Here is a 21,748-nt window from a genome sequence, read left to right on the forward strand (position 1 = left end):
CCGTCAAAGCCGAAGGTACCGCGTGAGCGGCGCGAGGACGGCCCGGCAGCAGCAGAGGTGCTCAGGCCCGCACTGCGGCTCGCTCGCCCGGAAAAAAAGCTGCCACGTCTGACCGTGACAGCCTTTACAAATCTAATCTTAACGGATCAGCATTACGCCTGCCGGGCGCGTTTTTTTATGGCTTTTCAGGGGCCATTGCGTACATAATCGCCAGCCATGGCACCCGACTTGCATCTGTTGATTCTACTGCAGCCTGCCGCAACGGTTTGCTCACTCTTCTGGTATCACATAACAGGCATTATGATTACGCGTCGACGCTTTATTCTCGGCACGGGAGCGCTCGGGCTCTCCATGACCACCGGCAAAATATTTGCCCGCGATGACATTATTCCCCTCTGGCCGGACGATCCGCCCGGCGGCGGCGGCCCATCGGGCCAGTTGCATATTAACAGCACCGGTTCCTGGTCAAATATCGTCAGCCCGGCGATTCAGCGCTTTAAACCGGAAAATCCCAATGGCGAAGCGGTATTAATTGCAGCGGGTGGCGGTTATCGCTGGATCGGCATGGGACGCGAAGCCTGGCCGGTCGCGCGCTGGCTCAATGCCAATGGCTATACCGCCTATGTGCTCAGCTACCGGCTGCCGCATGAGAAGTGGCAGGCGGGGCGGCTGGCACCGCTGCAGGATGCGCAGCGTGCCATCCGGCTGGTGCGATCCTTTGAGCGCAAGGTGCATGTGCTGGGCTTCTCGGCAGGTGGGCATCTGCTGGGGCTGGCGGCGGCGCGTCCGGACTTTGAATCCTATCCGGCCATCGATCCGCTGGATGAAGTGGTGCCCAAAGTCGACAGCGTGGGTCTGATCTATCCGGTCATCACCCTGGAAGCGCCTTATCAGCACACCAATACCCATCTGATGATGGTCGGCAAAAATGCCACGCCGCAGGATGAGGCGAACTGGTCAGTGCAGAACTACGTAACCCGGCAATATCCGCCGACGTTTCTGGCGCAGGCCGAGGACGATCACACCTCAAATCCGTTTAACACCGAGCTGATGCGCGACACCTGTCGCCGTAATCGTGTGCCGGTTGAGCTGATTCAGATCAGCAAAGGCGGGCATGGCTTTGGTCTTGGCAAGGCGGGCACGCCAGCGGCGTTATGGGATCAGGCTTATGTTCGCTGGCTGGATCGCGTGAGCTGAGTTGCACTGGCGCGGTGCACGACTGCACCAGGGGATCCGTTCTCACCCTGCCTGGCGCAAGGTCACCAGATCGAAGGTGACCCTTTGTCCCGGTCCCGGTTAATGCTGCGCCCTCTGCCATCTTAAATCTCCCAATCCAGAGCCAGACTCAGCCCCTCAATATTGATATCAGTGGACTATGCTGACAGGTCAGGGCGCATGAATAACTCATTCTTATTTATCACGTTAACGAGGGAGAACGGAGCTAAGGGGCACTCACGCTTATTTCTGACTCGGTATACAATAAGATGACAATCTCCTGCCGTTAGTAGGGTACAAAATAGCTAAATAAGGACGCTTTAATAATTATCTTAATAAACAAACGGATCTGATTGATTCCCGGGTAAAGAACATTCCTGTCTCATATCTTTTGCTTCTGTTTTTCCGCCATTACTTTGCTTTTTTCACCGATATATTGCCAGTTGATACAGATCAAAAATTGGCCAGAAATATCAGGTCTTATGGATTATAAAAAAACTAATGAAAGCGTTGAAGCGGGCGTGTTCGGATGACGCAATCGTCTTTCAATCCAAAGCGATTCTTCTTTTAAGCTTTATTTTGGCTGATTCTGCTACAGATGGCCGTGATAAAACCCGTAAGTTTTGAACTAAAATAAAAATCCCACTTTATTGTCTTCGTTAACGTTAGATGATTTCATAACGGCTACGCATAAGATGAGGCAAATCAGACAGCAATCCATCCTGGTCAGTTTATCGGTGGTTTCTGATTTAACTAAGAAATATTTAAGTTTTCTTGCCGGCGATGATAAGCAACAACATCTTATTGCATTCTGTCGGATGAGTATTAAGGTCAGTCTGCTTCTCCGCCAGAACAGACTTATTTATTATTACTTTTATTAACGATGTGGCGAGGTGGATAGTCAGGATTTTAACACACAACAAAGCGTTATATGCATGAAGATCATCGAGGCATCGCTATTACAGACCAGGAACAATGGAAAGGCGTGGCCAGGGCTGATTAAAAAGTAATGTACAAATAATGAAGGGATGTTTTTTAAATACCTGAATAAAAGTTATTATCTTGTTTTCATCATTGTTCTGGAGAACCTCATGCTACCGGGTAATGAAGTAAATTTTATTGGCTATCTTATTGAAGGGAACGTGGTTTATTTACACAAGACAAAGCGACTAATTTGTTTGAATGGGTATGGTGAAGATATCATCCTGAGAAAAACCATGGCGCACGTATTAGAGTATCTTTTTGAAAATGCCACTATTGATGTTGTCACGGATTCGGAACTTATGGAGAACGTCTGGGATAAACATGGACTGAGTTCTTCTACGCAGCGGGTCTGGCAGGTTATGTCTAATTTAAAGTCGAAGCTCTTTTTTCTGGGTTTAAGTGATGATGTGATCCTGAGAGTTTCGAAGAAAGGCTATCTCCTCAAAAGCGACAGCGTGGAGAGGTTATTTAGCAGTCGTATCACTTCAGGCATTCATTAAGCACAGCGATAAATTCACTAACGATAATCCTGTGGAAATGGACGCCGGGCCTGTGAATATAATCGGTAGTCATTAAATAATTTCATATATAAATGGATTTAATTACTGTCGGTTCGGTTTTTTCGCTGTTAATCAGCCTGGCTCTTGCTGGGTGTTGATAATATGAAGAGAAACGCAGGTTTTACATTTCGCGTCAGCGGGCGCATTAAATTTCGTTGAGCGCAGTTGCAGGAAAAAACTGGCCCTGATGACCAGTTTTTCCCAATAGTATTTTGTTCGGGGAATTAACGCATCGTCACGAACTCTTCGGAGGCGGTCGGATGGATCGCCACGGTGTTATCGAAGTCCTTTTTAGTGGCACCCATTTTCAGCGCCACAGCGAAGCCCTGCAGCATCTCATCCATGCCGAATCCGATACCGTGAATGCCGACAATCTTCTCATCTGCACCCACACAGACCAGCTTCATGCGACACGGCTGACGATGCTGGGTTACCGCAGTGTACATGGCGGTAAATGACGATTTATAAACCTTCACCTGGTCGTCGCCATACTGTTCCCGTGCCTGCGGCTCGGTCAGTCCCACGGTACCAATCGGCGGATGACTGAACACCACCGTCGGAATATTGCTGTAATCCAGATGCTCGTCCGGTTTGTTGTTAAACAGACGCTCAGAGAGACGACGGCCCGCCGCGACCGCAACCGGCGTCAGCTCAACCGCACCGGTGTTGTCGCCCACGGCGTAGATGCCTGACACATTGGTGTTCTGGAATTTATCGACTTTGATATAGCCTTTGTCGTCCAGCGCGACGCCAGCGGCGTCAATATTCAGGGCATCGTTGGCGGGCTCACGGCCAATCGCCCAGACCAGGCAATCCACGGTATATTCGCTGCCGTTTTCCAGCTGCAGCGTCAGGCTACCATCGCCGTTTTTAATCACAGCTTTTGGAATAGATTCGGTGTGCAGCGCCGGGCCTTCGCTGTTCATCACTTCGACCAGCGTTTCGGTGAGTAGCGGATCGAAGCTGCGCAGCGGCGCGTGTTTACGGACGAACAGATGCGTTTCCGATCCCAGCGCGTTAACCACGCCAGCCAGCTCAACCGCAATGTAGCCTGCGCCGATGACCGCAGTGCGTTTTGGCAGCGCGTCCAGCTCAAAGAAACCGTCGGAATCAATGCCGTACTCTGCACCCGGTATAGAAGGGTGGACCGGACGACCGCCGGTGGCGATCAGAATATGGTTAGCCGTGATAATCTCGCCGTTGACTTCAACACTGTGCGCATCGACAAAGCGGGCAAAGCCTTTGATCACTTCAACTTTGTTTTTACCCAGCACGTTGTCATAGGAGTTGTGGATGCGATCGATGTAGGCGCTGCGGTTTTTCACCAGTGTGGCCCAGTCGAAGCGATTCACGGTGGTGTCGAAGCCATAATCCGGTCCGTAGAGATGGATCGCTTCGGCGATTTGCGCGGCATGCCACATGATTTTCTTCGGCACGCAGCCCACGTTCACGCAGGTGCCGCCCAGCTCTTTCGCTTCAATCAGGGCACATTTCTGGCCATACATAGCCGCACGGTTAATTGAGGCGATGCCGCCACTGCCGCCGCCAATGGCGAGATAGTCGAAATGTCGGGTCATTGAAGTATCCATCCGGTTGCATAAAAAATTGGGGTTGAGTGTAACGCTGCGGGTCGAAATGACGCAAAGTTTGCGCCTATGATTGTAATAGGGTTCTGTTTTTTCACTCGCTTACAGGGAAGCATACCATGCACCTTACTTTTCTCGGCACCGGCGGCGGTGCTCCCAGCCTGCAACGTAACGTCACGTCTATTGCTTTTACCCGCGCGCTGAGTGGTGAAACCTGGCTGTTCGACTGCGGGGAAGGCACACAATTACAGTTTATGCGCTCCAGCCTCAAACCGGGCAAGCTGGATAAGATTTTTATCACCCATCTGCATGGCGATCATATTTTCGGGCTGCCGGGATTACTCACCAGCCGGTCAATGGCCGGGCTGACCACACCGATGACGGTCTATGGCCCCAGGGGATTAAAAACCTTTGTTGAGACGGCGCTGTCGATCAGCGGCTCCTACACCGACTACCCGCTGACCATCGTTGAGATTGAGGCGGGCTGGACGCTGGACGACGGTGAGTTTCGTATCAGCGCCTGGCCGCTGAGCCATCCGGTGGAGTGTTTTGGCTATCGCATTGAACAGCATGACAAACCCGGTCTGCTGGATGCTGCGCGGCTGAAAGCGGAAGGGGTGCCACGCGGCCCGTGGTTTCAGCAGCTGAAGCAGGGTGAATGCGTGACGCTGGAAGATGGGCGGGTAATCAACGGTGCTGACTATCTTGGCCCCGCGACACCCGGCAAAACGCTGGCTATCTTTGGCGATACGGCACCTACTGAGGTCGCGCTGCAACTGGCGGCCAATGTTGACCTGATGGTGCATGAAACCACGCTGGAGGCCGCGATGGTAGAAAAAGCCAACGGGCGCGGGCACTCCACCACACTGCAGGCCGCCGAAGTGGCAAAACGCGCCGGGGCAAAACGGCTGATCGCCACCCATTTCAGTTCACGCTATCTGGCAAAAGACATGAACCGCCTGCTGGCGGAGTGCCAGACGATTTTTCCCTGCACCGAGCTGGCCTGGGATCTGGCGGTTTTTAACCTCTAATGATGCAGTGCGGGATAAGTGAAAAACAGCAGATGGGTCAGGTTAAGGCCAAAGTGCAGGGCGGTCGCCAGCCATAAGCGGCCGCTCCAGTGCCACGCCAGCCCATATAACAGCCCGGCCAGGGTGGCGAAGATCACCAGCAACAGGCCGCCGCTCAGATGCACCAGACCAAACAGCAGCGCGCTTAGTAACAGCGCCGGGATGCCGCCCACTACCTGCTTTAATCGCTGCTGCAGATAGCCACGAAACAGGGCCTCTTCCGCCAGCGAAACAAAGAACAGGTTGGCGAGCATAAATGGGCCCAGCCATTCCGGCGTATGTTGCTCAAACGCTAATCCGCCCAATAATACCGCGCAGTACAGCAGCAGCGGAATGGCCGCGATCAGCGCCAGTGCAGCGGGTAGCCGATAGCGTGGTGGCGTGGCAGGCGCGCGAAACAGCGTCGGCAGGCAGGCCAGTAGTACAAAAGGAATAAGCGCTTTATCGAAGTTAAACCCGAAGCTGAAAGGCACGCTGCGCGGTCCGGCCTGCACATCCTCTGCCTTAAGGGGATTATTAAAGCCTGGAAAAAGATGGAGGAGCAACCCGATGGCGATCAGCACCAGCAGCGCTTCGGTCACTATTTGTCGTCGATGATGGTCACGGTCGTAAATACGGAGTGCCACCACAGCGGCGGTGCCGGTAAACAGCAGCAGCACCGGCCACGCTAACACGTCCTGATAAAAACCCAGCAGTGTGGCGAGCGCCAGTAATAATAATGCCAGCCGTCGGGCCGGTTGCAGCGCGGCCAGCGCGCCAGCCAGTATGATCCACATGGTAAAGACCTGGTACAACGCCGCAGCACCGGTAGTGAGCGGCGTAGAAGACAAAGAGAGTTATTCGGGTACGATCTGGTTAACCGCGTAGTGGCCGGTACCCGTCGGAACCAGTTTCTGGTGCAGCCACGGCAGCAGGGTATTCATCTGCTGGGCCAGTTTCCACGGCGGGTTAATCACGATCATGCCGGAGGCGGTCATGCCGCGCTGATCGCTGTCGGGACGGGCCGCCAGTTCGATCTGCAAAATATTGCGAATGCCGGTCGCTTCCAGGTCGCGCAGCATATGTTTGATCTGCTGGCGTAAAACCACCGGATACCACAACGCAAAGACGCCGGTGCCAAAACGTTTATGGCCTTCCTGAATCCCTTTCACCACTGCCTGGTAGTCGCTTTTCATCTCATACGGCGGATCGATCAGCACCAGACCGCGACGTGACGGCGGTGGCAGTTTCGATTTTAACTGCTGATAACCGTCGGCACGATCGACGCGGGCACGGTTGTCTTTGCTGAATTCGTTACGCAGCAGCGGATAGTCGCTGGAGTGCAGCTCAGTGAGTTGCAGTTTGTCATCTTCACGCAGCAGATGGCGGGCAATTAGCGGCGAGCCGGGATAATAACGCAACGTCCCGTTACGGTTTAATGCACGAATCGCATCAAAATAGGGTTGCAGCAATTCCGGCGCATCGGGCTGCTGCCAGATACGTGAGATGCCTTCCAGATATTCACCGGTACGCTCGGCGTGCTCGCCGCTAAGCTGATAACGGCCTGCGCCCGCATGGGTATCCAGGTAGAAAAACGGTTTCTCTTTCTCTTTCAGCGCCGTGATGATCAGGCTCAGAACGGTGTGCTTCAGCACGTCGGCGTGGTTGCCAGCATGGAAGCTATGGCGATAACTCAGCATTGTTTATCCTGTTGAATGTATAAGGTTTTAATTGATGGAAAATCAATTTATACCAATTATTACCTCACGTATTACCCACAGAACGACGCACAGCAACCGACGCAGGAAAAGCATGAGAATCCGCGATTATATCAGGGATGACCCACTGATGGGCCAGAAGCGTGATAACAAATCGGGATTACCGCGAGCCGCTCAGGGCGGGGCGTGTGGTTCCCGGCACGCAGTCACGGAAAGCGACCGCAAATCTTCCCCGACGCGCCAGCCAGCATTACGTGCATGAGATAAAAGCGTGCATCTTCCGTGCTGCTATTCGCGCGTTTCTTCCCCACCTCATCCTGGCTGCCATTGATTTTCGCTACACTAAGCCGCATGTTACTTAGATTGCGTTGCGCGACCCGCTGCGCCCCATACATCTATAAAGGACTGCGCTATGACCAATCCGCTACTGACATCTTTTACGCTACCCCCTTTTTCTGCCATTAAGCCTGAACATGTGGTGCCTGCCGTGACGGAAGTGCTGAGCCACTGTCGCGCAGAAGTCGAAAAAGTCGTGGCGCAGGGTGCGCCGTATACCTGGGATAATCTGGTTCAGCCGCTGGCGGAAACTGACGATCGCCTGAGCCGTATCTTCTCACCGGTCAGCCACCTTAATGCGGTGAAAAACAGCCCGGAGCTGCGTGAAGCCTATGAGCAGACGCTGCCGCTGCTCTCTGAATACAGCACCTGGGTTGGTCAGCATGAAGGGCTCTATCAGGCGTATCGCAACCTGAAAGAGGGCGATCAGTACGCTGCACTGGATCTGGCGCAGAAGAAAGCGGTCGATAATGCCCTGCGTGATTTCGAACTCTCCGGCATCGGCCTGCCAAAAGATAAACAGCAGCGCTACGGCGAAATCGCCGCGCGCCTCTCTGAGCTGGGCTCGGCTTACAGCAACAATGTGCTCGATGCCACCATGGGCTGGAGCAAGCTGATTACCGATGAAAGCGAGCTGGCCGGTATGCCGGAAAGCGCGCTGGCGGCGGCTAAAGCACAGGCTGAAGCCAAAGAGCAGGAAGGCTGGCTGCTGACGCTGGATATCCCAAGCTATCTGCCGGTCATGACCTACTGCGACAACGCTGCGCTGCGTGAAGAGATGTATCGCGCCTATGCGACGCGCGCCTCCGATCAGGGTCCGAACGCCGGTAAGTGGGATAACGGCCCAATCATGGCGGAAGAGCTGGCGCTGCGTCACGAGCTGGCACAGCTGCTGGGCTTCGACTCCTACGCCGATAAATCGCTGGCGACCAAAATGGCGCAAAGCCCGTCCCAGGTAATCGACTTCCTTAATGACCTGGCGGAACGCGCCCGTCCGCAGGGTGAAAAAGAGCTGGAGCAGCTGCGCGCCTTTGCCCGTAAAGAGCACGGCGTGACCGAGCTTAATCCGTGGGATCTCACCTATTACGGTGAAAAGCAGAAGCAGCATCTCTACACCATCAGCGATGAGCAACTGCGCCCTTACTTCCCGGAAGAGCGTGCGGTCGCCGGTCTGTTTGAAGTGGTGAAACGCATTTACGGCATCACGGCGAAGCAGCGTAACGACGTTGAGGTTTATCATCCTGACGTGAAGTTCTTCGATCTGTTCGATGAAACTGGCGAACTGCGCGGCAGCTTCTATCTCGATCTCTACGCCCGCGAACATAAACGTGGCGGTGCCTGGATGGATGACTGCGTCGGCCAGATGCGTAAAGCCGATGGCAGCCTGCAGAAGCCGGTTGCCTACCTGACCTGTAACTTTAACCGTCCGGTGAAAGGCAAACCTGCGCTGTTCACCCATGACGAAGTGATCACCCTGTTCCATGAGTTTGGTCACGGCCTGCATCACATGCTGACCCGTATCGAAGCGCCTGGCGTCTCCGGTATCAGCGGTGTGCCATGGGATGCAGTGGAACTGCCAAGCCAGTTCATGGAGAACTGGTGCTGGGAACCGGATGCGCTGGCCTTTATCTCGGGCCACTTTGAAACCGGCGAACCGCTGCCGAAAGAGCTGCTGGATAAAATGCTGGCGGCGAAGAACTATCAGGCTGCGCTGTTTATCCTGCGTCAGCTGGAGTTCGGCCTGTTCGATTTCCGTCTGCATACCGAGTTTAATCCGGAGAAAGGTGCTCAGATTCTGGAAACCCTGCGCGAAGTAAAAAGCCGCGTGGCAGTGGTTCCGGGTCCGGAATGGGGCCGTTTCCCGCACGCCTTCAGCCACATCTTTGCCGGTGGCTATGCGGCGGGTTACTACAGCTATCTGTGGGCAGACGTGCTGGCGGCGGATGCTTACTCCCGCTTCGAGGAAGAGGGCATCTTCAACCGTGAAACCGGTCAGTCCTTCCTGGATAACATCCTGACGCGTGGCGGTTCTGAAGAGCCGATGGAGCTGTTCAAACGCTTCCGTGGCCGTGAACCGAAGCTCGATGCGATGCTGGAACATTACGGCATTCAGGGATAAGTCGGTTCGTGAAAATCTGTTTGCTCGATGAATCAGGCGCCGGAGACGGCGCCTTATCACGTTTAGCGCAGCGCTGGCAGCTGGAGCACGATGAAGACGCACTGCTGGCGCTGGTGCAGACCCCGACGCACCTTGAACTGCGCAAGCGTGATGAGCCAAAGCTGGGCGGCATTTTTGTTGATTTCGTCACTGGCGCGATGGCCCATCGCCGTCGCTTCGGCGGTGGACGCGGCGAAGCCGTCGCCAAAGCGGTCGGCATCAAAGGCGGTTATCTGCCGGATGTGGTCGATGCCACCGCCGGGCTGGGACGAGATGCGTTTGTACTGGCGGCGCTGGGCTGCCGGGTGCGAATGCTGGAGCGTCATCCGGTTGTCGCTGCGCTGCTGGAAGATGGATTGCAGCGCGGGTATCAGGATGCGGAAATTGGCCCCTGGCTGCGCGATCGGCTGACGCTGATTCATGCGGCCAGCGCACAGGCGCTGGGGGATATCACGCCGCCGCCGGATGTGGTCTATCTCGATCCTATGTATCCCCATCGCCAGAAAAGTGCGCTGGTGAAAAAGGAGATGCGGGTGTTTCAGTCGCTGGTGGGGCCGGATGAAGATGCTGACGCATTACTGGAACCCGCTCGCCGGCTGGCGAAGAAACGCATCGTGGTTAAACGGCCAGACTATGCACCGCCGCTGGCGGGTATTGTGACGCAGGCGGCCGTGGTAACCAAAAGCCATCGCTTTGATATTTACCCACCGCTTTAAAGCATAAAAAAGCCGGCTCTGCGCCGGCTTTAATCATTTATACGACGAAATTACGCCTCGTCTTCATCGCGCAGCGGCACAATCAGCATGTCGATATGCACGGTGTTGATCAGCTGACGGGCTGAGGACATCAGCTTGCTCCAGAAATCCTGATGATGACCACATACTACAAGGTCAACGTCATATTTTCTGATCGCGTCAACCAGTACCTGGCCGAGGTCGCCACTGCCGCTCAGCGTCTCACTGATCGGGTAGCCCGCCGCATCTGACAACCCTTTCAGCGCCGCATGCGTCTCTTCAGAGATACGCTTCTGCATATCCCCTAAGTTGACATCAATCAGGCCGGTGTAGAGGTCGGAGTAATTGACATCAACGTGAATCAGGGAAATTCTGGCATCGTACGGACGAGCCAGCGAGACGGCCTTATCCACCAGCAACTGGCTTTCGGGAGAAAGGTCTACTGCAATCAGGATATGTTTATAAGCCATGATAAAACTCCTTTCACGAGGTTAAGGATGGCATCCGGTGTTCCTGCCGCGTCACAGCTTAGCGAAATCCCTTGCGCGAGCGGGCGATGAGCGCCACCAAAGTGTCTACCTGCATTGCAGGTGATGATGTTGTTATGTCCTCAGTATAGCCTTCTCCCACTGTAAATGCTGCCGTTGCCGCCTGGCTTATGAATAAGATCAAGGCTATGCCAGATTTACTCGCGCTGAACGAAAATCATCGTTGGAAAAAATGTAAAGATTTCTCCTACACTGAAAAAAGGCGGTCCGATTCGCAACCGCTCAGGGGGTCGAAAAACTTTCGCAGTCCGGTGATTCAGTGGCTGGTTATTTCTGCAGGTGGACTCAGTGTCTGACGCTGGGCCTGTTGCTGCGATTCCAGCCGGGAGGGGGAGAATATGATCAGCACTATTGCGCTTTTTTGGGCGCTTTGCGTGGTGTGTATCGTGAATATGGCGCGCTATTTTTCATCCCTGCGCGCTCTGCTGGCGGTCTTACGCGGTTGTGATCCGCTGCTGTATCAGTATGTCGATGGGGCGGGTTTTTTCACCTCTCATGGCCAGCCGAGCAAGCAGGTGCGGCTGGTCACTTATATCTGGGCAAAGCGCTATCTCGATCATCATGACGATGAGTTTATCCGGCGCTGCGAGCGGGTGCGGGGGCAGTTTATGCTGACCAGTGCGCTGTGCGGACTGGTAGTCATTAGTCTGGTGGCGCTGGCGATCTGGCATTAAAAAAGGGCGACTTGCGTCGCCCTTTTTTTTGCTGGCATCACACCAGTTTTAAGGCAATCCAGTAGAGCGAACCTGACAGCAGAATACAGACCGGCAGGGTGAAGATCCACGCCATGGCGATGTTCTTGATGGTCCGGCTCTGTAGCCCGCCACCGTCGACCAGCATGGTACCGGCAACCGATGAAGAGAGGATATGCGTGGTGGAGACGGGCATGCCGGTATAGCTGGCGACACCAATCGACAGCGCTGCTGTCACCTGTGCTGACATTCCTTGCGCATAGGTCATGCCTTTTTTACCAATCTTCTCACCAATGGTGGTGGCAACACGACGCCAGCCAATCATGGTGCCGATGCCCAGCGCCAGCGCGACGGCCACAATAATCCAGATAGGCGCATACTCGATGGTGCCAAGCAGGTCGCTTTTCAGCTTATTGAGGAAGCGTTTGTCATCTGGCGAGGTTTCCTGCAGACGAGCCGCTTTATCGGCGGTATCGGAGATACACAGCAGCAGACGACGCATCTGACCGCGCTGATCAACCGTCAGCTGATCGTAGCTCTGCAGGTTATTCAGCAACACCTGCGCACCCTGTACCGCCTGTAATGCGCGCGCGCTGTCACAGTGGAACTCCTGCGGGCTGGTTGCTGGCACTTCTTCCGGCGTTGGCAGCTTAGGCGGTGCCATCTGGATGATATGGGTCAGCGAGGCGTTATGCTGCTGATAATACTGCTCCAGGTGATTGACTGCATCGCGGGTTCGCGTGATGTCGTAACCGGAGGCATTCATATTCACCACGAAACCAGCAGGTGCCACGCCAATCAGGACCAGCATGATCAGGCCGATCCCTTTCTGACCGTCATTCGCACCGTGGGAGTAACTCACGCCAATTGCCGAAACAATCAGGGCGATACGGGTCCAGAACGGCGGCTTTTTCTTGCCGTCGATCTTCTCACGGTCAGCAGGCGTCATATGAATACGCGCACGCTTTTTGGTATTGCTCCAGTAGCGACGCAGTATAAAGATTAAGCCACCCGCCATCACCAGACCGACAATCGGCGACAGGATCAGAGAAAGGAAGATGTTCAGCACTTTCGGGATGTTGAGCGCATCAACCACCGAGGTTCCGCTCATCAGGGCGTTGGTCAGACCGATACCGATAATGGCGCCGATCAGCGTATGGGAGCTGGATGCCGGCAGACCGAGATACCAGGTGCCGAGGTTCCAGATAATCGCCGCCAGCAGCATAGAAAACACCATGGCGAGACCGTGAGCCGATCCAACATTTAACAAAAGATCGGTGGGAAGCATATGAACAATAGCGTAAGCGACACTCAATCCACCGAGCAGCACGCCAAGGAAGTTAAATACACCCGCCATGACCACAGCAAGCTGGGCACGCATAGCACGCGTATAGATGACCGTCGCAACTGCGTTGGCCGTGTCGTGGAAACCGTTGATCGCTTCGTAAAACAATACAAACAGCAGGGCAAGAACCAATAACAGGCTAGTACTGAGGTCTAGACCAGCAAACAGATGTAGCATAAACGTTACGCCATTTTTGGAGGACATGAACGCGGCGCATTATCCGCGACAACGTGCTGTATGGGAAAGGAAAATATAGCGCTAATTTAACCTTTCGATGTAAGGCGTAAGGGTAACTCAGAGAAAAAGGGTTAGATATTAGACAGATACAATATGACACATTTGCGGCATTTTTTTGACGCTGGCGTCTCAGTGAGCAGATCACTACAATCTGCGCCTTTCCAGTTAAGTGAGCGAGTCGTAGTGGAACAGTTTGACGTTATCATCATTGGTGCCGGTGCCGCAGGGCTGTTCTGCGCCGCCCAGGCCGGGCAGCGGGGACGCCGCGTGTTACTGCTGGATAACGGCAAAAAGCCGGGACGTAAAATTCTGATGTCTGGCGGTGGCCGCTGCAACTTCACCAATCTCTACACCGAACCGGCGGCGTATCTGTCGCACAATCCTCATTTCTGTAAATCGGCGCTGGCGCGTTATACCCAGTGGGATTTTATCGATCTGGTTAATCGCCACGGCATCGCCTGGCATGAGAAAACCCTGGGCCAGCTCTTCTGCGACGACTCCGCCCAGCAGATTGTCGATCTGCTGCTGGCCGAATGTGACAAGGGCAATGTCACCCTGCGGCTGCGCAGTGAAGTGCTCAGCGTGGCGCGCGATGAAAGCGGCTATACCCTGCAACTTAACGGCAGCACGGTTCAGGCGGAGAAGCTGGTCATCGCCAGCGGCGGTCTGTCGATGCCAGGCCTGGGCGCCACGCCGTTTGGCTATAAAATAGCGGAGCAGTTCGGGCTGAGCGTCTTTCCGACGCGGGCGGCGCTGGTGCCCTTTACCCTGCACAAGCCGCTGCTGGAGCAGTTGCAGACGCTGTCAGGCGTCGCGCTGGAGACCACTATCGATGCCCAGGATGGCACCCGCTTCAAAGAGGCGATGCTGTTTACCCACCGCGGCCTTTCCGGCCCTGCGGTGTTACAAATCTCCAGCTACTGGCTACCCGGAGAATTCGTCACCATCGATCTGTCGCCTGCCACGCCGCTTGAGGCGTTTCTGACGGCGCAGCGTGAAGCACACCCGAATCTCAGCCTGAAGAACAGCCTGGCGAAAATCCTGCCGAAGCGTCTGGTGGAAGTATTGCAGGCGCTGAAGGTGGTGCCGGATATCACTCTGAAGCAGCTCAACAGCAAACAGCAAACCGAGCTGGCGCAGACGCTGCACGCCTGGCGCATTCAGCCAAACGGCACCGAGGGATATCGAACTGCTGAAGTGACGCTGGGCGGCGTGGATACCACACAGCTCTCCTCGAAAACGATGGAGGCGCGCGCGGTGCCGGGACTTTACTTTATTGGTGAAGTGGCTGATGTCACCGGCTGGCTGGGCGGCTATAACTTCCAGTGGGCGTGGAGTTCCGCCTGGGCCTGCGCCCAGGCGTTGTAAGGCGCTTACCAGCGCTGATGCACGTGAGGCGCGATCTTCTCCTGATAGATCTGCTTCAGCGCCGCCATCGTATCTGCAGAGAGCGCATCGACATCGCTGGCGCGGGCATTGGCTTCAGCCTGTTCGCGGTTTTTCGCGCCAGGGATCACCACGCTGACATCTTCGTTCATCAGTATCCAGCGCAGGGCAAACATCGCCATGGTGGTGTCGCCAGTGACAAAGCGGCGAATCTCTTCAACCGCCTCCAGCGCCACCTCATAAGGTACGCCGGAAAAGGTCTCGCCCTTATCGAACGCTTCGCCATTACGATTAAAGGTGCGGTGGTCGTCAGCGGCAAACACGCTATCGGCACGCATTTTGCCGGTCAGCAGGCCCGACGCCAGCGGCACGCGGGCGATGATCGCCACATCACGGCGTTTCGCTTCACGCAGCAGCAGTTCAGCCGGACGCTGGCGGAAAATGTTGTAGATCAGCTGAATTGACGAGACGTTTGGAAACTCCAGCGCCTTCAGACCTTCTTCAACTTTCTCAACGGAGACACCGTAGTGACGGATTTTTCCGGCAGCGACCATCTCATCCATCACCGCAAAGACGTCCGGGTTGTAGTAGACCTCGGTCGGCGGGCAATGCAGCTGCACTAAATCCAGCGTGTCGGTTTGCAGGTTCTCGCGTGAACGGTCAATAAAGGCGTTGAGGTTTTCAGCATTGTAACCTTCAGCCACATGTGGCGAGAGGCGACGCCCCAGCTTGGTGGCGACAAACGGACGTTCACCGCCGCGCTGATTCAGCACCTCTGCGATGATTTTTTCGGAACGGCCATCGCCATAGACATCGGCGGTATCAATAAAGGTAATGCCCGCATCCAGCGCAGCATTCAGCGCGGCTTTGGCATCCTCCATGCTCACTTCCCCCCAGGTTCCGCCAATGGCCCATGCGCCAAAGCCAATTTCGGAGACGCGCTGACCGGTACGGCCCAGTGTTCGTAGTTTCATGCAAACATTCCTCGATGCGTTTCAGACAGGGTGACAGAAAGCGGCTAACCAATGAGCTTAGCGCTTCCTGGCAGAGAGGCGATGTGACGTCGTTGCAGACCTGCACGGTAAAAATACGATGCTGCTACGCCATGCTGCTGGTTACGTTGAAGATTTCAGCGGAAAACGGCATGGGCAAGGTGACTACCGCTTCGCTAATTAATTGATTTTAAGAAATTTCACCCGAAATTAAACAGGCGAGAGTGTGGATTCGGTCACATACTTCAATTTTAAGGCCAACAAGTGGATCGCTATGTTTAAATTTGTTAAGTCGGTCTTTGCCAGTCCGGATAAGTTTCTGCAGATCATGACCCGTCAGGATATCAATGACTCGATCGCTGAAGGTGAGCGCATCATTATTGATGAAAACGGCAATATCTCGGTCAACACGCTGAGCGAGGAAGTCCATGAAGATTTTGCCCGCCACGTGAATACGTTAAAGGGAGTGTGAGGTGGGTACCGCAATATTTATGGTGTTGATGGTCAGTGGTTACTGGTACACCAGCCGTGATTTGAACAGCCGCTTTAAAATCCGTCGTTCGTCGGGCTGGGATGTCTATTTCCTGGTCGCGCTTTACGGTTGTATTTTCGTCCTGCAGGGTGTGTTTGCGACCGGTATCATCTGGCTGGTGCTGCTCTGTATCTCCGGCATCGCCAACGCCGTCCAGATGATCCCCGGCGTCCACCTGAAGTGGCAGGTGGAGTTTATGAACTGGAGTTTCCTGGGCATCCAGGCTCCCGTGGTGATCATGCTCACCTTTGCCATTCTTCTCTGCCTTTACCGCTCAAACTGGGCAGGCAGTGCACGACTGAACGTCTCCGGTCGTAAAGACCTCTATCAGCAGCTGTCACGCTCTAATGGTGTGGAGCAACTGTTATTTCAGTGCATGGAAGAGGGCGAACTGGCGTGGATTACAATGAAGTCGCGCCGCATTTACATCGGCATGATCCATGCTTCAACTTTTGAATATGAGAGCACCAAAAATATCGTGCTGATCCCGATGCTGAGCGGATATCGCGACAGCAAGACGCTGAAGCTGGCGGTGGAACATAACTACAGCAAGTGGTACGCCGAGCACGACATCACGCTCGACTCGAAACCCAAAGATGCGATGTCGTTCCGTAAAGTGATCATGGTTGACCAGATTGAGAGTCTGTCGCTGTTCGACCCGGCCAGTGCGGCTGCGCTTTCGATGGGACATCCGCAGGAAGTGGAGAAGAGCCAGGGTAATGACGATGCGGACAGCCCGGACGATAAAAGCCGGGATGCCGCGGGTTAATCGAGCCAGGACTGCATCCTGGCTCCTGGCTATCAACAATATTGCTTCGCTGCATCCCTTAACAGATCGGTGAAGTTGTAGATATCGTTGAGTGATGTAATCGGATGGCGAGTCTCTTTTTTCTCGCCATCAAACATCCCGATATATAGCTGACTGCGATTGAAGTGAAGACGGCAAATTGGCTTACGATTGTTGTCATCGATTAAAATACCAAGATAACTTTGAGTATCCCGGAAAGTGATGCGCTGAGGTTCAATAACTTTTCGGATTATTGATTTTATGATGTGAAACCCTTCTATCTCCATTTCTGTAGTGACAATCATGCCGCTTTCAGCCTCGTTCTTGTCACTGCTGCTTTTTGCCGAATCCTCGTTATTAGGTTGTGGCGAAACCATCGCTCCACCGCTGATCGCGGATTTGAGTCTTTCATTCACCTGATCATTTAGCCACTGAGTGGCAGCTTTTTTAGTTAGTACAGAGAATTGCTCTCTGACTTTCTGCGTGAGTATGCCGTCATATACACGTGAGGCAAAAAGTTTAACGAAATCCTCATCAGGCTCACTGAACTGACTGGAAATCATCTTTTTTATCTGACTGATAAATTTAAGTTCACCAGCTGCACTGACAATCGAATCAACATCAAAAGCACTTTTGGTGAGCTTAACCAGTTCTGGAACCACGTGTTCATCAATATCCAGCAAATCCAGTTCTAAAAATGGCTTTTCATCCATTTTGTTCGGTGCATCCAGATCGGTAAAAAATTTATAGAGCTGGCCATTTGTTAAAATGGAAATTCGCGCGTTAGTCACATGGAAGTAACGGAAGAGTTGCGAGGCATGTTTAACATTTAACGGTTCGCCAATCTTTTTGCATTCAATCAGGATCTGAATCTCTCCGCCTTTAGAAATGGCGTAATCAATCTTCTCACCTTTTTTGGTGCCGACATCACAAATGAATTCAGGTATGACTTCAGTCGGGTCAAATACATCATATCCCAGTATCTGACTGATGAAGGGCATAACAAACGCGCTTTTAGTGGCTTCTTCTGTCTGAATAATTGCTGCTTGCTGCTGAATCTTAGCGGAAAGACCATTGAGGTTATTGAAAATATCCATAGCTCACCCTGTTTTTAGTTCTTCTTAGCCATAGTGTTTAACTTCATTAGCTGAGGTAATGAAGCTTCCGGAATGCAAGAGGTCGTTTTTTATATTTTTACGATGCCAATCAATTGGTTAATTGATTGGCATCATTTTGAATTGTTCCTTCAATTCAGGATAAAGTAAGAAAAAATTATCAGAAAAAAAGGTAATTGGCTATTTCGTGATCGTTTAGAAAGGTTTTTTTTCAAAAAAATTCACTTTAAAAGGCTGATTTTGAATTTTAACCAGCCACATCAGGTATTCGCCAGACAACGCTGACTCGGTTATCAGGCGATCACTCCCCTGAATATGGCCCACCTCACACCATATTTTCCGCCGTAAACAGCCGAAAGGCCACTTTGCCCGCCTGATAGACATCCGGCTGATAGCCGGTTTCGAGATGACTCAGCATCAGATCAATCGCTAAACGGGCATGCTGCTGAGCATGCTGATCCAGGGTAAAGGCCACTTCATCGTTCAGCAGTAGCTGGCGGGTGACATCATAAAGCTCATGGGTGATGTAGGTGCATTTACCCAGCAGCTGGTGGGCGCGCAGGGTGTCGCTGACATCACTATTCCCCATGCCGGTGTTATAAACCCCTGCAATCGCCTGCGACGGACGCAGATGGCGGGCCAGCTCACTGCGAATGGTTTCCCGCTGATCCTGACCCGACAGCACTTCACGCAGATGACGCTGCGGCGCGCGCTGCTCCATGGCCTCACGGAATCCCGCGATGCGCTGACGATGGGCGCGGTAATCAAAACGGCCACTGACCATCAGAATGTCGCCGGGCTGGTTCACTGTCTTACTCATCAGCAGTCCGGCTGTGCGTCCCGCCTGATACTGGTCGATGCCAACATGACACAAGCGGTCGGCATCGGGCAGATCGGTGACGATGGTGATCACCGGCACATTGCGGCTGCGGCACAGCGCCAGTGCCCGATAGATGGGCGGCGAGTCATGCGCAAAAACAATGATGCCGTCGCGGGTGCTACTGCGGGCGATAATGCTTTGCGCCAGCTGCTCAGGCTGCGCTTCGGCCACCAGGGTTTTGTGCAGTTTCAGGCGGCGATAGCCAAGCTGACTGGCGACCTCGCTGAAATGGATGGTGAGCTGCTGAAAAAAGGATGAGCCGTTATTGCTGAGGAACACCTCAATCTGCCACGGATGCTGGTACTCCTCTGGCAGCAGACGCTTCAGCCCCACTTCGCGTGCGGCTTTCAGGACTTTACGGCTGGTCTCCAGGGAGACGCCGCCGCGCTCATTCAGCACCCGATCGACCGTCGCAATCCCGACGCCTGCCATTTTTGCCACCACCTCTAAGGTGAGCTTTTTCATTCAGACTCCATGCGAAAATGGCAAATTGACTGCTGCCTGCCAGACTGTTTATCTCTTCTAACCGGTTAAAAGTAAAAGATAAAGCGATTTAATGATGGAAAGCCATCAACAGCGCTACGCCGTGGGGTTTTACCTGCAGTGCGGTCGTCTGGCTAAAAAGCACAACTGGCCGCTGCCTGGGCCGATTTACCGTTAAGCTTGTGACGAGACAATCAACGAGGAATGAATATGGCTCAGCAAAAAGAGGTTCTGATTATTGGTGCTTCACGTGGTATCGGTCTCGCGGTGGCGCAGGCCTTTGCCGATGAGGGCTGGCAGGTCACGGCCACGCATCGTAGTGGCATCCCGGAGCAGGGTAACCGGCCAGACATTCACTGGCATTCGCTGGATATGACCCACTCATCAGCGGTTCAACAGTTTGCCAGCCAGCTCAGTGGCAAGTCGTTCGATGCGATTCTGATTAACGCCGGGATTTCCGGGCCTGCGCACCAGAAAGTGTCGCAGAGTGACGATCAGGTGCTGGCGCAACTGTTCCTGACCAATGCGATAGCCCCGGTTCGCAGCGCAGAGATCCTGTTGCCGCTGCTGAAACAGGAAGGCGTGCTGGCGCTGACCTCATCTCAGCTCGGCAGCCTGAATGAAAATCCGGAGGCGCAGATGCCGATTTACTCGGCCAGCAAAGCCGCACTGAATATGCTGAGCCGCACGCTGACTCCGGCAGTGGAAGCGCAGAGCGGGACGCTGCTGACGCTGCATCCCGGCTGGGTGAAAACGGATATGGGCGGCGAGAGTGCGCCCCTGACGGCAGAAGAGAGTGCCGCCGGTATCGTCCAGCAGCTGATCCAGTGGCGCGGTCGCGGTGGTCATCACTATGTCGATTACGCCGGCCAGCAACTGCAGTGGTAGGCTGAAGCGGGGCGGTTACGCCCCGATGTCACGCAGCGCTTTACCCTTCATCAGATTGCGTTCAATGTGCTCCAGTGTCACATGTTTGGTCTCCGGCACCAGCATCAGCGTCAGCACGATAAACACCAGGTTGAGCGCGCCGTAGAACCAGAAGGTGTTGGCATTACCCAGTTGATCCAGCATGGTCAGGAAGGTGGCGCCAACAATCATATTGCCGACCCAGTTAGTGGTGGTGGAGGCGGTAATGCCGAAATCACGCCCTTTCAGCGGCTGAATCTCTGAACAGAGCAGCCAGATCACCGGTCCGGCCGCCATCGCAAAGCCGACGATAAACATCAGCAGCATCGCGACAGCAAAGTATTTGCGGAAATCTGTCTCAACGCCGATGTGCAATAGCGTTCCCAGCACGCCCATGCCAACCGCCATCACCAGAAAACTGGTGGTGAGCATCGGCTTGCGACCCCAGCGATCGACAAAGAAGATCGCAATCAGCGTGGCCAGCATATTAACCAGCCCGACAATCACCGTGCCCCACATCTGCTCACTGGTGCTGGAGAAGCCGGCGATGTTGAAGATTTTAGGCGCGTAATACATCACCACATTCATGCCGGTAAACTGCTGCATAACCTGTAGCAGCATACCCAGCCACACCGCGCGGCGGAAATTGCCATTAGAACGGAACAGCGACCAGCCGCGCTGCTTCACCTGCAGGCTTTCCCGGATCTCTTCCAGCTCCTCCCGGGCCTGTTCGCTGCTGTTACGCAGCCGATCCAGCACCCGCTGCGCCTCGTTAAAGCGTCCGTGCGCCGCCAGCCAGCGCGGACTGTTGGGCAGAAACAGCACGCCGATAAACAGGATCACCGCCGGAATGGCGATCACGCCGAGCATCCCGCGCCAGTTACCGCTGTAGCTGAACGCGGTGTCGGAGAGATAGGCCACGACAATGCCGGTGGTCAGCATCAGCTGGTACATCGAAATCATTGAGCCACGAATACGTTCAGGCGCAATCTCCGCCAGATAGAGTGGCGCGGTGTAAGAGGCGATTCCCACCGCCAGACCCAGCATCACGCGGGCACAGACCAGCGACTCCACATCCGGTGAGAAGGCCGACCACAGCGAGCCAATGACAAACAGCGTCGCCCCCGCCAGCATACTTTTCTTGCGTCCCAGCTTTGATGACATCCAGCCCGCCGCCAGTGCGCCCAGCGCCGCGCCAAACATCATCGAACTCACTACCCACTCCTGCTGATGGTTAGTGATCTGCAAATCCTTCGCCAGAAACGGCAAGGCACCTGCAATGACGCCGATATCCAGACCAAACAGCAGGCCGGACAGCGCAGCCATAAAACAGACGAACCAGGTAAAGCGGTTCTGTTGATTTCCTGATTTTTTTGCCGCGACCATGCGAGTCTCCTTGCGAGGGTTCAGTGTCAATATTGTTAATGTTATGTAAACATAGTCGATGCCAGTGTGGGGGCGATCACACTTCCGGCTATCACCGGTGCTACACAGCATTGCCTCAA

Annotated in this window: 19 protein-coding genes; 10 read left to right on the top strand and 9 right to left on the bottom strand. The window is 54.2% G+C overall.

The features are described from left to right. Positions 1-300: 300 nt before the first annotated feature. Both NR201_RS20335 and NR201_RS20340 read left to right on the top strand, forming a co-directional pair. Entirely contained in the window at positions 301-1,197 is an 897-nt protein-coding gene (locus NR201_RS20335; RefSeq protein ID WP_022623984.1) for an alpha/beta hydrolase, read from the top strand. A 1,109-nt stretch (positions 1,198-2,306) separates the two neighbouring features. After that, on the top strand, positions 2,307-2,699 hold the full coding sequence (locus tag NR201_RS20340) for a helix-turn-helix domain-containing protein (RefSeq protein WP_223566220.1): 393 nt from the start codon (positions 2,307-2,309) through the stop codon (positions 2,697-2,699). Between the two features lie 284 nt (positions 2,700-2,983). On the opposite strand, the gene gorA is transcribed toward NR201_RS20340, so the two are convergent. After that, on the bottom strand, positions 2,984-4,336 hold the full coding sequence (gene gorA / locus NR201_RS20345; protein WP_062759566.1) for a glutathione-disulfide reductase: 1,353 nt from the start codon (positions 4,334-4,336) through the stop codon (positions 2,984-2,986). Positions 4,337-4,464: 128 nt separating this feature from the next. Between gorA and rnz the strand changes: the two genes are divergently transcribed. After that, the gene (gene rnz, locus NR201_RS20350; RefSeq protein WP_010253411.1) at positions 4,465-5,376 is read left to right on the top strand and encodes a ribonuclease Z; all 912 of its coding nucleotides are present in this window, start codon (positions 4,465-4,467) and stop codon (positions 5,374-5,376) included. Here the strand turns inward: rnz and NR201_RS20355 are convergent. Beyond that, positions 5,373-6,191, bottom strand: a complete 819-nt coding sequence (locus NR201_RS20355; RefSeq protein WP_154210770.1) for a CPBP family intramembrane glutamic endopeptidase — start codon at positions 6,189-6,191, stop codon at positions 5,373-5,375. The two genes, rnz and NR201_RS20355, sit on opposite strands and share 4 nt — an antisense overlap. A 60-nt stretch (positions 6,192-6,251) precedes the next feature. After that, positions 6,252-7,094: a 23S rRNA (adenine(2030)-N(6))-methyltransferase RlmJ gene (locus tag NR201_RS20360; RefSeq protein WP_033768001.1), complete on the bottom strand. Its 843-nt coding sequence runs from the start codon at positions 7,092-7,094 to the stop codon at positions 6,252-6,254. A 430-nt stretch (positions 7,095-7,524) separates the two neighbouring features. Between NR201_RS20360 and prlC the strand changes: the two genes are divergently transcribed. Together prlC and rsmJ are read left to right on the top strand one after the other, a co-directional pair. Further along, complete coding sequence (gene prlC, locus NR201_RS20365; protein WP_010253402.1) at positions 7,525-9,567, top strand: oligopeptidase A; 2,043 nt, start codon at positions 7,525-7,527, stop codon at positions 9,565-9,567. 8 nt (positions 9,568-9,575) lie between these two features. Continuing rightward, entirely contained in the window at positions 9,576-10,322 is a 747-nt protein-coding gene (gene rsmJ / locus NR201_RS20370; RefSeq protein ID WP_010253398.1) for a 16S rRNA (guanine(1516)-N(2))-methyltransferase RsmJ, read from the top strand. A gap of 50 nt (positions 10,323-10,372) precedes the next feature. On the opposite strand, the gene uspA is transcribed toward rsmJ, so the two are convergent. Further along, entirely contained in the window at positions 10,373-10,810 is a 438-nt protein-coding gene (gene uspA, locus NR201_RS20375; RefSeq protein WP_010253396.1) for a universal stress protein UspA, read from the bottom strand. A gap of 416 nt (positions 10,811-11,226) precedes the next feature. Here uspA and uspB point away from each other — a divergent pair, with 416 nt between their 5' ends. Beyond that, positions 11,227-11,562 carry a universal stress protein UspB gene (uspB, locus tag NR201_RS20380; protein WP_010253393.1) on the top strand — a complete coding sequence of 112 codons (336 nt, stop codon included), beginning with the start codon at positions 11,227-11,229 and terminating at the stop codon, positions 11,560-11,562. 37 nt (positions 11,563-11,599) lie between these two features. Here uspB and pitA read toward each other — a convergent pair whose 3' ends face one another. Further along, positions 11,600-13,102: an inorganic phosphate transporter PitA gene (gene pitA / locus NR201_RS20385; protein WP_010253391.1), complete on the bottom strand. Its 1,503-nt coding sequence runs from the start codon at positions 13,100-13,102 to the stop codon at positions 11,600-11,602. A gap of 243 nt (positions 13,103-13,345) precedes the next feature. Between pitA and NR201_RS20390 the strand changes: the two genes are divergently transcribed. After that, positions 13,346-14,530 (top strand): NAD(P)/FAD-dependent oxidoreductase, encoded by a 1,185-nt coding sequence (locus tag NR201_RS20390; RefSeq protein WP_010671506.1) that lies wholly within the window; start codon positions 13,346-13,348, stop codon positions 14,528-14,530. Positions 14,531-14,535: 5 nt separating this feature from the next. Here the strand turns inward: NR201_RS20390 and NR201_RS20395 are convergent, their stop codons facing one another. Continuing rightward, the gene (locus NR201_RS20395; RefSeq protein ID WP_010253389.1) at positions 14,536-15,522 is read right to left on the bottom strand and encodes an aldo/keto reductase; all 987 of its coding nucleotides are present in this window, start codon (positions 15,520-15,522) and stop codon (positions 14,536-14,538) included. Positions 15,523-15,814: 292 nt separating this feature from the next. Here NR201_RS20395 and NR201_RS20400 point away from each other — a divergent pair, with 292 nt between their 5' ends. Both NR201_RS20400 and NR201_RS20405 read left to right on the top strand, forming a co-directional pair. Then, a complete protein-coding gene (locus tag NR201_RS20400; protein WP_010253388.1) occupies positions 15,815-16,012 on the top strand; it encodes a hypothetical protein in 198 nt (65 codons plus the stop codon). 1 nt (position 16,013) lies between these two features. Further along, complete coding sequence (locus tag NR201_RS20405) at positions 16,014-16,841, top strand: hypothetical protein (protein WP_010253387.1); 828 nt, start codon at positions 16,014-16,016, stop codon at positions 16,839-16,841. Between the two features lie 32 nt (positions 16,842-16,873). On the opposite strand, the gene NR201_RS20410 is transcribed toward NR201_RS20405, so the two are convergent. Together NR201_RS20410 and NR201_RS20415 are read right to left on the bottom strand one after the other, a co-directional pair. Then, positions 16,874-17,956 (bottom strand): type I restriction endonuclease, encoded by a 1,083-nt coding sequence (locus tag NR201_RS20410; RefSeq protein ID WP_010671510.1) that lies wholly within the window; start codon positions 17,954-17,956, stop codon positions 16,874-16,876. A 343-nt stretch (positions 17,957-18,299) separates the two neighbouring features. Beyond that, the gene (locus NR201_RS20415) at positions 18,300-19,319 is read right to left on the bottom strand and encodes a LacI family DNA-binding transcriptional regulator (RefSeq protein ID WP_256850113.1); all 1,020 of its coding nucleotides are present in this window, start codon (positions 19,317-19,319) and stop codon (positions 18,300-18,302) included. A gap of 228 nt (positions 19,320-19,547) precedes the next feature. Between NR201_RS20415 and NR201_RS20420 the strand changes: the two genes are divergently transcribed. After that, a complete protein-coding gene (locus NR201_RS20420) occupies positions 19,548-20,225 on the top strand; it encodes an SDR family oxidoreductase (protein ID WP_022623996.1) in 678 nt (225 codons plus the stop codon). 15 nt (positions 20,226-20,240) lie between these two features. Here the strand turns inward: NR201_RS20420 and NR201_RS20425 are convergent, their stop codons facing one another. Continuing rightward, entirely contained in the window at positions 20,241-21,629 is a 1,389-nt protein-coding gene (locus NR201_RS20425; RefSeq protein WP_010253379.1) for a sugar porter family MFS transporter, read from the bottom strand. Positions 21,630-21,748: the final 119 nt, after the last annotated feature.

It is taken from the genome of Pantoea sp. Fr-CA_6 (genome assembly GCF_024520895.1).
In the GTDB taxonomy this organism is placed as follows: Bacteria; Pseudomonadota; Gammaproteobacteria; order Enterobacterales; family Enterobacteriaceae; genus Pantoea; species Pantoea agglomerans.